Source organism: Vibrio sp. 378 (assembly GCF_033339435.1).
In genome coordinates, this window is sequence record NZ_JAWOUO010000005.1 from 252,772 (window position 1) to 265,922 (window position 13,151).

The window sequence follows — 13,151 nt, forward strand, 5'->3', positions numbered from 1 at the left end:
AGATAAAGATGAAATTTAGCCTTAAAGGTCTTTTGACTGTAGCAACGGCCGCCTCTGCTCTTGCTCTAGCGGGTTGCGGCGACAAAGAAGTAGACGTAAACAAAGTAAAAGTTGGCGTTATTGCTGGTGCTGAAGCACAAGTAGCCGAAGTTGCCGCTAAAGTAGCAAAAGAGAAATACAACCTAGATGTTGAGCTAGTAACATTTACCGATTACGTAACACCAAACGCCGCTCTGGATGATGGTTCAGTAGACGCGAATGCGTTCCAGCACAAACCATACCTAGACCAACAAGTGAAAGACCGCGGCTACAAACTGGCTATCGCGGGTAACTCATTCGTTTACCCTATTGCTGGTTACTCAAAGCAAGTAAAATCAATTGATGAAATTCAAGATGGCGCACGCATCGCAGTACCAAACGACCCAACGAACCTAGGTCGCTCACTACTGCTTCTTGAGCAACAAGGTTTGATTACGCTACGTGATGGCGTTGGTCTACTCGCTACAGTACGTGACATCGTAGGCAACCCTAAAAATATCGAAATCATTGAACTAGAAGCCCCACAGCTTCCACGTTCACTGGATGACGTAACGCTATCTATCATCAACACCACTTACGCAAGCTCTATCGACCTATCGCCAGAGCGTGACGGCGTGTTCGTTGAAGATAAAGACTCACCATACGTAAACCTAATTGTCGCTCGCGAAGAAAATGTTAATGCGCAAAACGTACAAAACTTCGTAAAAGCTTACCAAACGGAAGAAGTTTACGAAGCGGCAAAAGAGCTGTTCAAAGGCGGTGTTGTGAAAGGTTGGTAATCCCACTTTTCAAAACATGACTGAAAACAACGTTCTAAACATAAACGTTCTAAACCTAAAAGGGCTGATGTAAAAACATCAGCCCTTTCTATTTGTCTATCTACCCATTTAAGTAGCTTCAATTCGCTACTTAAGATGGTCCCAAGAGATATTCGACACGATTCGGCAGTCATCACACTTAAAATGAAATATGTCATGTAGTGGCTCATCGAGTAGCCACTCGCCATCGCATTTTGGACACTTGCGCGCTTTCTCGCTCTCCAGCGACTGACCGCCGACACGATACTGGTAATAGTACGTAGGGATCTTCGTGATGTATTCGATACGGCCACGTAAGTCCCAACCTCGGCGAAACAGCACACTATCCACATCGCAAATTTCGTGGAGCGCCGCATGTTCCGCTCGGCAACCCCCTGCCATTTGGATTTCATCACACGCTTGCCACTCAGTCTGCCACTTAATGACGGCTTTATGGTCTCCATTAAGTGTTGGCTCATTACGATACAAAGGAATTGGCAACAGGGTTTCACCACTTCGCAAAGGCGAACACGTATGAACATAAGTCGTGTACAACACTTGCCAGCTAGGTGTCTCTTCTTCGGCTGCTTGTTCTGAATTCAAATCACGCCCCAGCATACGCATTTTCGGAGCAAGCAAAGACGCATCCGACAAACGGTTCATGCAAACTTTGACGAAATCTGAGTGATAACGTGGATGCAAGCTGTCTTGTTCTGGGCAAACAACACGAACGAAAAATTCACCTTCTCCCATCACTATCGGAAATTCACGACCTAATACTTGGCCGTTGTAACGCAGAGCATCCATCAAGCCATTAATGGCTTTGTCTACCGCGCTGACGGTGGTGTTATCAAAACACTCAAACTGCAACTCAACAACATACATACTTAGACGGCAGCCTCTAACTTATTCAAGAACTCAACCAATGAATCTGCCAATACATCACGTTTAGAGGTGCCCAAACGCTCTAGAATCACATTGCCAGTGAGGTTACAAATAGAAATCACATCCATTTCCTCATCTGTCGCTGCGATAAATATTGTTGGTTTAAGTTTCAAGCGGCGCTGCGTCACCAAATGACCAAGAATATTTTCTTGTAGACGCACGAAATCGTCATCGCTCCAGACTTGCAGCAGCGTCAACGAATTACCTTGCCAAGTTGCCTCCATATCGGCGCAGTATTGAGAACCATAAAAGGCTTTAACATCATCTTGCAGTGACAACTCAATCGCATTTTCCACATTGGTGAAATCGGCCATGTCATCACGTGCGACCGCTTTCCAAAGCACCTTTCCATCACGCTTCTCTTCGACACAAGGAGAAACAAGCTCTGCAAGCTCTTCACTGCTTGGCAACTCATTGTGCTTAGCTTGCCAAGCTTGTTGGTAGCGCAGGCTGAACTCTTGTAGCGCCTGAGTAACGTTTGGGGTCATGAAGGTCTCCTCATTCCTTATTTATCAGATAGCCGTGCTTGCCGGATGGCAATTGACCAGCGGATTCAGTAAAATTCTCGCCATTCTAATCGAAAACGACCACAAAGTATGAGCAAATATTCTGACGCTAAAGAGCTTGCTGGCTTAACACTAGGTAAAACGACCGAGTATGCGAACCAGTATGACCCAAGCTTGCTGCAACCAGTCCCTCGCAGCCTGAACCGAGATGACCTCCAGTTAGGCGATACTCTGCCTTTCATGGGGCACGACATTTGGACGCTGTACGAACTGTCTTGGTTAAATAGTAAAGGTTTACCACAAGTGGCCGTTGGCGAAGTATACATTCCAGCCACCAGCGCAAACTTGATTGAATCGAAGTCTTTCAAACTGTACTTAAACAGCTATAACCAAACCCGCTTTGCAAGCTGGGAAGAAGTGACTGAGCGTTTAACACAAGACCTGTCTGAATGCGCAGGTGAAAAGGTGCTGGTTGAGGTGAATCCAGTGACCCACCATACCAATCAACCTATCGTAACAATGGACGGTGAATGTATTGATGACCAAGACATTAACATCACCAGTTACGATTTTGATGCCGATTTGCTTGAAGGTGCAGCAGGTGAAGTACAAGTTGAAGAGGTGCTACATAGCCACCTATTGAAATCAAACTGTTTGATCACTAACCAACCCGACTGGGGCAGTGTAGAAATTCGCTACCAAGGCGCAAAAATAGCTCGTGAGAAGCTGTTACGTTACTTAGTGTCTTTCCGCGAGCACAATGAGTTCCACGAACAGTGTGTAGAGCGTATTTTTACGGATCTAATGAAATACTGCCAACCAAGCAAACTGACCGTATTTGCCCGCTATACGCGCCGTGGAGGCTTGGATATCAACCCTTACCGCTCAACGGAACAAGATAAGCCAGCTCACAATCACCGTATGGCTCGTCAGTAAGCGCATAGGCAACAGAAATAAGTTCGGCAATCTAAAGGGTTGCCGGACGTTTTTATTGTCCAAGCATGTTACTATATCAAATGGCTTCAACCCGCATTTAAACGGCTAATTGAGGCTTTTCGCCGTTATCGCCATATCTAAAAACAGTTCGAGGGAACGAAAGGATGTTTTGGGACAGTTCGCGTCTATTCAAATTGATTGGCTTTCTTTGCTTGCTGTTTGTACAGCCACTTCATGCAACCATTTTATCGTCCGCGTTACTCAACGAAGCACAACAATTGGCGGAAATAGAACCATCACAAGCAAAACAAGCGGCAACCAACTATTTGTCACAGCGTGAGCTAACAGAACGCAAAGAAAGTGACAGCCCTTCAGCCATGTCTCGCGACGAAACAGATCGTAGCGTTCGCACACCAAGCAGCACCATCGAAGCGCACAAGATTATCGCTCAGGCAGATTACGCCATGGGTAATGTTCGTTCGGCTATCGAGCACCTAAATAAAGCGGAACGCTTAGCGCAAGAATATCAATTGCCGTACATGGACTTAGATCTCCAGCTGATGCGCAACCAAATGATTTGGATGTACGACGAAAACTACTCAAAAGCGGAAGACACGCTTAACCAAATTGAACAACAGCTCGATGAAGCCGATGCCGTATTACAACGCACCGACAGCGTTCGCTACCGACTAGTGATGCAAAGAGCACTCCTCGCTTCACATAGTGGCGATATCATTAAAGCGGAAAACTTGTACTCTGAAGCAAAGACCATGCTTGACGATAGCCGCTCTGAGTTAGCCTTGATCGACTACTACACAGCCGTCGGCGAGTTTTACCTCAATAGCAAGAAATACAATTTGGCTTTGTCAGAGCTGCTATACGGTTATTGGCAATCTATTGAAAGTAACAGTGGTGCAAGATTAGCAAAAGTGAATCGCCTTTTGGCTAGGCTCTTCCAGGAGCGACGAGTGTACGACAAAGCGATCGAATACTTATCTCAAGCCGCAGATTTTTATGACTCTTACCCTAGCTCTCCGATCCTAGCGGACGTCCTAGAGCAAATGGGCGACATCTACTTTTATCAGGGTAAGTTTAACCTTGCGTTAGTGCATTACTTCAACGTGCTTGACCATGAAAGTACCAGTAAGAACATCAATAGAATCATTAAAATTCGCTTAAGCTTGGCGGCTACCTACCTACAACTCTATAACTACGCGCTAGCAGAGCAGTACTTAGACCGCTCTAAAGAGCTTTTAGAATACACCAATATTCCTAAGCTTGAAGCAAAGGCTGCCCTGCTTCAGTCAGGTCTGGCTTATCATCAAAATGACAGTAAAGACGTCATTACTAATGCTAAGCTGGCGTTAGCACTTGCTGAAAAGTCACCTGAAAATAACAACTTCATTAAGCAGCAGTCATACCGTTTACTTGGGTTGGGTTACGAGCAGGCAGGCGAATACAAACTTTCTCTGCAAGCTTATAAAAAATACACCAACCTCGTTCGTCTAGAACAAAAGCAGCTTAACCAAATCAGTGAGGATGCGTTCCGTCAGCAAAAAGAATTTGCCGAACAAACCATCCATTACATCGGTCAATCAGAACGCTTAGAGCAAGTGGAAAGAGAGCATCGTAAATTCCAGAAAATCTCATTTGCATTGTTTATTACTGTCTTGGTCATGTTTTTGTTCATTATGCGCCGTGGTGTCATTATGCAGCGCCAAGCAAGTGAAATCGAAAAACTGCGTAACGACCTCTTCACCCACTCTCGCTCTCGTTTACGTAACTTGCGTATGCTGAATGTTAAGCTTTCTCGCTCATTGAAAAAGTCGAGCGAAACTTTCGAGCAATGGCAAATGGGTGAATTGATCCACGAACCACTTAATGATCGCCTACGCTTTGTTATGATCGATTTGCCATTCTTACGAAGCATGTACGTCCATAACGGCTATAAGGCAGGTCTAGAACTAGAACGGGCATTTGGCGACTTCCTTGCGGAAAAAATAGAAAAACCGTCGCGTCTTTACCATTTTTCAGATGCGAACTTACTCTACATTGAACCGAACGCTGACCGTGATGCTTCTGCCGAAGTCATGTTCGAAAAATTCCAGACTTGGGTGAATGAGTTCGCTCAGCAACACAACGTCAATCGTATTATTCGTATGGGCATCAGCGATTATCCGTTCTTACCCCGAGCCTACACTGCAATTAACGATGAGGAATTACTCGATCTGTTGTTGCTTGCGACTCACATCGCACGAGAAGTCAGCTTGAAGGATAAGCAAAGCCACTGGGTGTTCTTAAAAGCCATCGATAATGCGCCTGCTGCTAGCTTTGCAACAGGTAACATAAGAACTGCCTGTCAACATGCCATTAGCCAAGGCCTGATCAAGATCCATTCGTCCTACAAGAATGAGGACGACATCAAGAAAATATTAAAAAATGGATAATTAAACGCCTGTTGAACGTAATAACTAATGACGCTATAAAGTTTTTTGTTATTATCAGATAATTGTCAGTAGTACATGGACTTAACCGTAGTCACTTCATGGGAATCTTGGAATCCGATATTCAGTCGCAGCTGCATCAGCTGAGTTGTCAACTTGACCAACTCAGACTGACTCATCGTGATACTTCACTCAAATTCAAACGTGAACAACAAGTTCTTAAACGCGTTGTGGCATCATTGTCTTCAGCTTGCCAGGGTTCGAATACTCAGGTATCCAACTACCTATTTGAAATCCAACAAGAGCTGCAACATCAAAAAGATATCAGCACTCTTATCCCGCGTTTAGCGGTATTAGAGAGGATGCTCAAACAGCAGTCGAAGACGATGGATAAACAGAACGGTTACCTTGACGAACAAATCAAGCACAGTGGTGAAACACTGCAACGTGTCACTGGCTTACCTGCGCAGTTAAAACGTGAACTACGGAACCTGATGAGTTTCTCTGAAGTTCACGCCAGCAATAAAGCTGATCAAGCCACTAAGCTACTGAGTATTTACGAACGCGCTCTGAAAATCATCACGTCTAATTCACGTCTACATCTTAGTGAATTTGAAAACAATCCCGACAGATCTCAGCTTGAGTGCTTAGCCAGCGACCTCCAACATACTATTACAGAGCTGGATTTCGAAGGAGAATCAGGCGATAGATTGCTGGATATTCGCGCTAAGTTGCTCCTTGGCGTGAGTGCCGAGTCTCTCATTGAGCTTACGCTCTCAACGCTGAAATTGGTTGTCGAAGCAACAAAGTTCGAGCGCGAGGCGTCTAGCCAATTCCTTGATCAGCTGAACACTTCTCTCGCAAGTAACCTAAAAACCGTTCATCAGAACGTCGACCAGCATCATACCTACTTTGAACACCGCCAAGAGCTCAACACAGAAATGAACAGCTTGGTTGAATTAAGCCAAAAGTCACTTAATCAAGCTCAAGATATCGCGGTTGTGAAAAAAGAAATCACGCCTCTTCTCGAAAAAATGGCGTCGCTGACAGAGCGACTGAAAATGACGGAAGAGCGAGAGCAAGCGCTGCAAGAACGGTTGAGTTACAGTAAGAACCAACTCGAAGCGGTATTTGAAACTACGCAAGATTATCGTCGACGCTTAGATGACCAAGCTCAGCGTATGTTGCTCGACCCGCTGACTAAAGTTTATAACCGCACTGCATTTAACGATCGACTAGAGCTAGAGTATCGCCGTTGGATTCGCTCTCAGCAAAACCTTCGTGTTGTGCTATTTGATGTAGACAACTTCAAAGCGGTGAATGATAGCTATGGTTATACGGCTGGCGATAAAGCGCTGAAGATCATCGCTCGTACTATTAACAAGCGCGTATCAGAAACGGAAACAGTAGCTCGCTTTGGTGGCGAGGAGTTTATTCTACTCGTCCCGGAACAATCTGAAGAATACACACTGGATCTGATTAAGCATATCCAGCGTGATATTAGCCAATTACCCTTTAAGTTCCGTGAGCAAAATATCATGATTACCTTAGCTGCTGTATCGACGTCTTTCAAAGAGTCCGATACGCCAGAGTATGTGCTCGATCGTCTTGGCAAGATGCTTGCGGACGCTAAAAAACGTGGAACAAACCAGCTTAACTGGAGCTAAGATTCGTACAAAAAGCGAGCAAATAAACCAAATTTGGTGCAATCTACGCTTTATAACCACCCATTTTCAACGAGTTATCACATTTCTTCCCTTTTAGTCTGCTAAGCTGTAAAAACCCAAGTCACTTCAAGATGATGTATTTATAAAAGGCAAATGTATCATCTTGAGGTTGCTTGGGAGTTGATAACCATAAAACCAAATCGGCCAACTACCTTTCATCAAATCATACGTATAACACCAAAAAGGTAAGTTGGTACTTTCCCTCAAATTAATGCAACACAAGGAGGCGTTATGATTACCCATATAAGCCCCGCTGGTAGCATGGACTTGCTATCTCAACTAGAAGTAGAGCGCTTAAAGAACACAGCCTCGAGTGAACTTTATCAGCTATACCGTAATTGCACATTAGCGGTGTTGAACTCCGGTAGCCATACCGATAACTCGAAAGAACTGCTCGATAAATACCAATCGTTTGATGTCAACGTCGTGCGTCGTGAGCGTGGTATTAAGCTTGAGCTGACTAATCCGCCAGAGCACGCTTTTGTTGACGGCGAAATAATTAAAGGTATCCAAGAGCATCTGTTCTCCGTATTGCGTGATATCGTTTACGTAAACATGCATTTGGCAGACGCCCAACGGCTCAACCTTACTAACCCAATTCACATTACGAACCTCGTATTCGGCATTCTTCGTAATGCAAGAGCATTAACTCCAGGTATCGCACCGAATCTTGTCGTATGTTGGGGTGGTCACTCTATCAATGGAGTGGAGTATCAGTACACACGTGAAGTGGGTAACGAACTGGGCCTGCGTGAACTTAACATCTGTACAGGTTGCGGCCCTGGCGCAATGGAAGGGCCGATGAAAGGTGCAGCGATTGGGCACGCAAAGCAACGTTATACTCAGCAACGTTATCTTGGTTTAACCGAACCCTCGATTATTGCGGCCGAGCCACCAAACCCAATAGTAAATGAACTGGTCATCATGCCCGACATCGAAAAGCGCTTGGAAGCTTTCGTCCGTATGGCTCATGGTATCGTTATTTTCCCAGGAGGCCCAGGCACAGCGGAAGAGCTACTGTACATCCTTGGCATCATGATGCACCCGGATAACGCCGATCAGCCAATGCCTATCGTATTAACAGGACCAAAAGAAAGTGAAGAGTACTTCCGCTCTATTGATGAGTTCATTCGCGACACACTTGGTGAGGAAGGGCAAAAGCACTACGAGATCATCATTGATGACCCGGCAGAAGTCGCTCGTATTATGAAACGCTCCATGGACTCGGTACGCCTTCACCGAAAAGAGAAAGGCGATGCGTACAGCTTTAACTGGTCATTGAAAATTGAGCCAAACTTCCAACTGCCATTCGAGCCTACTCATGAGTCGATGGAACAATTGGATTTAAGCCTAGATCAAGAACCGCAAGTTTTAGCGGCCAACTTGCGTCAAGCCTTCTCTGGCATAGTGGCAGGTAACGTAAAGGCTGAAGGTATTCGAGAAATAGAACGTAGAGGGCCTTTCACCATTCATGGCGACGCAGTCCTCATGAAAAAACTCGATAAGTTGCTAAAAGACTTTGTCGAACAGCACCGAATGAAATTACCTGGCGGTTCAGACTACGAACCGTGTTATCGAATCGCTCACCCGGAAATTGGTGGTCGATAGTCAGGCTAGCATTCGTTACACTAGGGGCATTACGCCCCTTTTTTATTGCTAAGTCATTATGTCTATTCATCTTGTTATCATTGATGCCCTAAACCTGATCCGCCGAGTGCACTCAGCACAACCAGATCCAACCGACATAGCAAGAACCATAACCACAACGCAAAGAACCCTCACTCGCATTCTGTCAGAGGCCAACCCGACACACATCATCGCGGTTTTTGATCACCACGAACAAGACAGAGGTTGGCGTGCTGAAATTCTCCCTGACTATAAGCAAAACCGAAAACCAATGCCTCTGCCACTACTGCAAGGGTTAGATGCGATTCAACAAGCGTGGTGGGAGCAAGGTATTGATTCATTGCTGTCTGAAGGCGATGAAGCAGATGATTTGGTTGCTACACTCGCAACGAAAGTGGCCAGCCATGGTGAAAAAGTCACCATCGTTTCGACTGACAAAGGTTACTGCCAGCTACTTTCCCCTACCCTACAAATCCGTGATTATTTCCAACATCGTTGGTTAGATGAACCATTTATCGAAAAAGAGTTCGGCGTAAAACCAAGTCAACTAGCGGGTTACTGGGGATTGACAGGGATAAGCTCTAGCCAGGTTCCGGGCGTACCTGGAATTGGCCCGAAAGCAGCGAAAGAGATTCTCACTCAGTTTGAGAGTATTGAAGCTGCCTACGCTAGTAAAGATCTCGTACCGAAATACCGTAAAAAATTGGATGAGCACATTGAGTCTGCTCGTTTATGTAAACGCGTCGCCGCTTTAAAGTGCGATATAGAACTAGGCTTTAACTTGCAAGATATTCGCTTTTTAGGGCCAAACAAAGCGGAGTAGTGCCCGATGGTAGTTTCACACCATGAAACCCTCAGATATTAAAAAAGCGCCATTTGAAGGCGCTTTTTCTATTCTAATCACTATCCCCAAAAGACTCAGGGAATAAAGTTAGTAAGGTGAAATATTCGACAGACATTGGATATGAATCGTGATTTCTTCACGATCATGATACAAATGTTTAGCTTGTAGCTTGAACTTTACCTTATTATCAATGAGGAACTGCTTCAGATTTTCAAGGTCTTGCAGCACTTCGTCATAACGCCCTTTCATTGGCAGCTTAAGGTTAAAGATGGCCTCTTTTGCCCAACCTTTTAACAGCCACTGTCCCATCAGGTGAGCAACACGAGCTGGCTTTTCCACCATGTCACAAACAATCCATGTTACGTTCTTGCGGTCTGGTTCGAACTTAAAGCCATCCACCATATGGTGTTTGATCTGGCCAGTTTCCATCAAACTGTCTGCCATCATGCCGTTATCAACGCAGTGAACGAACATTGAGCGCTTCACTAATTGGTACGTCCAACCGCCTGGACATGCACCTAAATCCACACCCCACATACCTGGTGCCAAACGCTCATCCCACTCTTCACGTGGAATAAAGACATGAAATGCTTCTTCCAGTTTAAGTGTTGAACGACTTGGAGCGTCTGCTGGGAATTTAAGGCGAGGGATACCCATGAAGAACTGTGAGTTGTTGTCAGTGTAAGAGTAACCAACGTAACAGTGGCCAGGCTCAACAAAGCAAATGTGCAGTACTGGTTTTTTCGCGTTATCTTTGTTCAGCATTAAGCCTTTGCCGCGCAACGCTTGACGCATTGGGACGGTAAACTTACGGCAGAATTTCAGTAGCTCTTTCGCTTCATTTGTATCTGGCGTTTCAATTCTCAAATCACCACAACGAGGGAATGCTTCAATGTCTGCTAGTTCATTCAAAATTGGACTAATGCGGTCATCACTTGGCAACGATTGAAACTCAGCTGCTACCGCAAACATTTGTCGAGCAAAAATTAAAGACTTAAAGTCTAAACCTCTCGCAAGTTTGTCGGCATCTCCATCTTGGTAACACTCGAAGACAACATAACCTGAGTTTCTCTTCACACGAGGGAAGCCATACACTTCCAACTGTGTCGCTTTGTCCTGAATTTCACCAGCACACTCTTTCTCAAAGCCAGAACGGCAATAGAGCATTAGTTGTTTCACTTGGAGACCTCTTTGATATTGAACGCAGCAAAAAAGAACAGACACCAACCAATCATGAACAGCAACCCTCCTACAGGAGTAATTGGCCCAAACCACTTAATGCCCGTCAGCGCCAGCGCGTAAAGACTGCCGCTAAAACAAAAGATGCCGATAATAAAGCAAATCGCCGCAATGAAAAAATATTTTTGTGCTTTTTGTCCCAAATTGAGCAGAAGCAGAATGGCACAAAACACAATCGCCAACGTGTGAATAAATTGATACAGAACTCCGGTCTCAAATACACCGAGCAAATAAGGGGCCAGTGTCGCTTTTAGCCCATGAGCAGCAAATGCTCCAAGAGCGACCGAAAGCAGACCAGACAAACCAGAGAATGAGAGTAACCACTTACTTTTCACTGTACACCTCTTTTATAAACGCCGCTAACTGCTCTATCGCGAGTGCAATGTTACCCACTTCAGTATGACCTGAGATCTTGCGCGGTTTGAAGCTGTGGTCACCATCAGGTAAAAAGCTCACCGTTACTTGTGACGAAAGGACGAAATCATCGAATTCCTCACGCTTACCAAAGGTGTCTCGTTCCCCTTGCAGAATCAGCGTAGGTTTCTCAATGGTTGCTAAGTGTTCGCCTTTGTATTTCTCTGGCTTTCCCGGCGGGTGAAATGGAAACCCTAAACAGGCAATGCCCGCCACCAGCTCATTTTCAGCCAACAAGCTCGACATACGACCGCCCATTGACTTACCACCAATAACCACGGGAGAAGAAGTAAAGTGAGCGATCGCTTCGCTGTATGCTTCAAGCAACTTTGGCGCGCGATCGGGCGGACGCTTTTTGCCATCTTCCGAACGTTTCACCATGTAAGGGAAATTAAAACGCACTACACGAATACCTTGCTCCACTAATCCTTTAGCGACAGCTGTCATGAAGTCATGCTCCATCCCCGCACCTGCGCCGTGAGCAAAAATAAACAGCGGTCCGTTTTCAGGCCCCTCAGCTATCCAGTGATTCATCCAATACTTCCTCTTGTTCTTTTCTCGCGGTTGCTAACATCCAATCTCTAAACGTTGCGATTCGGCCCATATCTGCCTGCTGTTCATGACACACCACATAAAATGCATTCTTAGATATCAACACCTCGTCGAATGGTGCAATGAGTCGCCCGGCTTCCATTTCAGGTTTGGCGAGTACGTTGTTACCGAGCGCGACCCCCTGACCGTGCGCAGCAGCCTGTAGCACCATCGTTGAGTGACTAAAAATAGGACCGTGGTTTACGTTGATGCCTTCAATGTTGTAATGACGAGCAAACTGCTTCCAGTCTTTACGCGAAGTATCGTGTAACAAAGTATGTAATTTGAGGTCACTTAAAGATTCTAATGGTTTGTTACCCAAAAGTAATGAAGGTGAACAAAGTGGGATCAAAAACTCTTGGTACAATTTATCTGCTCGCAAACCTGGCCAGTTCCCACGGCCATAGTAGATCGCCACATCAACATCATCAGTCAGTGAGCCTTCATCCATATCTACGGCTTTAATACGTACATCGATATCGGGCTCTTGAGCATTAAAATCGGCCAAACGAGGTACAAGCCATTGGATAGCAAAACTCGGCGGTAGGCTAATCGTCAATGCCCCTTTTTCGCTACGTTCCAACACCTTATCTGTCGCTTCCGCAATCGAGGTGAAAATATCTTTGATATCGAGAAAGTAACTTTGGCCTTCTTCTGTTAACAACAAAGAACGATTACGTCGACGGAAGAGCTTCAATGATAAGAACTCTTCAAGCGCTTTAATCTGGTGACTGACCGCGGCTTGAGTAACAAATAACTCTTCTGCTGCTCGTGTAAAACTGAGATGACGAGCAGCCGCTTCGAAGACTCGAAGCGAATTTAATGGAGGCAATCTGCGAGACATATGGGACCTCTAATAGGATTAGTTTTTTTAATCTGAAACATTATAAAATGTCCGTTGTCGAACAGCCAGATAAATTCTATATTTCACCCCGCAACACGGGCCTGAACGGCTTGATTTCTTTGGAAATCAATTGGCTTCGTTGTTGCGATGTTGTGTTTGCAAACTCGTATTTCGAGTTAGGTAGATTTCTACCATAATG

The 13,151-nt window shown here is 45.2% G+C and carries 12 protein-coding genes; 6 read left to right on the forward strand and 6 right to left on the reverse strand.

All coding sequences use genetic code 11. The annotated features are described in order from the left end of the window. The first annotated feature begins 8 nt into the window (after positions 1-8). Entirely contained in the window at positions 9-818 is an 810-nt protein-coding gene (locus tag R7Q48_RS11740) for a MetQ/NlpA family lipoprotein (RefSeq protein WP_005381966.1), read from the forward strand. Positions 819-944: 126 nt separating this feature from the next. Here the strand turns inward: R7Q48_RS11740 and R7Q48_RS11745 are convergent, their stop codons facing one another. Both R7Q48_RS11745 and syd read right to left on the reverse strand, forming a co-directional pair. Continuing rightward, positions 945-1,721 (reverse strand): Zn-ribbon-containing protein, encoded by a 777-nt coding sequence (locus R7Q48_RS11745; protein WP_005383605.1) that lies wholly within the window; start codon positions 1,719-1,721, stop codon positions 945-947. Positions 1,722-1,723: 2 nt separating this feature from the next. Beyond that, positions 1,724-2,269 (reverse strand): SecY-interacting protein, encoded by a 546-nt coding sequence (gene syd, locus R7Q48_RS11750; protein WP_256903237.1) that lies wholly within the window; start codon positions 2,267-2,269, stop codon positions 1,724-1,726. A 108-nt stretch (positions 2,270-2,377) separates the two neighbouring features. On the opposite strand from syd, the gene queF reads away from it, so the two are divergent. The 5 genes from queF to xni all read left to right on the forward strand — a co-directional run bounded on the left by queF (position 2,378) and on the right by xni (position 9,843). Next, entirely contained in the window at positions 2,378-3,223 is an 846-nt protein-coding gene (queF, locus tag R7Q48_RS11755; protein ID WP_256903236.1) for an NADPH-dependent 7-cyano-7-deazaguanine reductase QueF, read from the forward strand. A gap of 164 nt (positions 3,224-3,387) precedes the next feature. Further along, positions 3,388-5,670, forward strand: a complete 2,283-nt coding sequence (locus R7Q48_RS11760) for a tetratricopeptide repeat protein (protein ID WP_262582615.1) — start codon at positions 3,388-3,390, stop codon at positions 5,668-5,670. 98 nt (positions 5,671-5,768) lie between these two features. Then, positions 5,769-7,334 carry a sensor domain-containing diguanylate cyclase gene (locus R7Q48_RS11765; RefSeq protein WP_005381978.1) on the forward strand — a complete coding sequence of 522 codons (1,566 nt, stop codon included), beginning with the start codon at positions 5,769-5,771 and terminating at the stop codon, positions 7,332-7,334. Between the two features lie 291 nt (positions 7,335-7,625). Next, entirely contained in the window at positions 7,626-9,002 is a 1,377-nt protein-coding gene (gene ppnN / locus R7Q48_RS11770) for a nucleotide 5'-monophosphate nucleosidase PpnN (RefSeq protein WP_005383611.1), read from the forward strand. Positions 9,003-9,060: 58 nt separating this feature from the next. Further along, positions 9,061-9,843 (forward strand): flap endonuclease Xni, encoded by a 783-nt coding sequence (xni, locus tag R7Q48_RS11775; RefSeq protein WP_318132292.1) that lies wholly within the window; start codon positions 9,061-9,063, stop codon positions 9,841-9,843. Positions 9,844-9,951: 108 nt separating this feature from the next. Here the strand turns inward: xni and rlmM are convergent, their stop codons facing one another. From rlmM to R7Q48_RS11795, 4 genes are read right to left on the reverse strand one after another with little or no spacing between them, the layout of a single operon-like run. Further along, positions 9,952-11,043, reverse strand: coding sequence for a 23S rRNA (cytidine(2498)-2'-O)-methyltransferase RlmM (gene rlmM, locus R7Q48_RS11780; protein ID WP_017820611.1), 1,092 nt, complete (start codon positions 11,041-11,043; stop codon positions 9,952-9,954). Next, positions 11,040-11,438: a DUF423 domain-containing protein gene (locus R7Q48_RS11785; RefSeq protein ID WP_047010151.1), complete on the reverse strand. Its 399-nt coding sequence runs from the start codon at positions 11,436-11,438 to the stop codon at positions 11,040-11,042. Before R7Q48_RS11785 ends, rlmM begins: the two co-directional genes overlap by 4 nt. Beyond that, entirely contained in the window at positions 11,428-12,051 is a 624-nt protein-coding gene (locus tag R7Q48_RS11790) for an alpha/beta family hydrolase (protein WP_256903235.1), read from the reverse strand. Before R7Q48_RS11790 ends, R7Q48_RS11785 begins: the two co-directional genes overlap by 11 nt. Next, the gene (locus tag R7Q48_RS11795; protein ID WP_005383616.1) at positions 12,032-12,952 is read right to left on the reverse strand and encodes a transcriptional regulator GcvA; all 921 of its coding nucleotides are present in this window, start codon (positions 12,950-12,952) and stop codon (positions 12,032-12,034) included. The genes R7Q48_RS11790 and R7Q48_RS11795 overlap by 20 nt, the downstream gene beginning before the upstream one ends. Between the last annotated feature and the right edge of the window lie 199 nt (positions 12,953-13,151).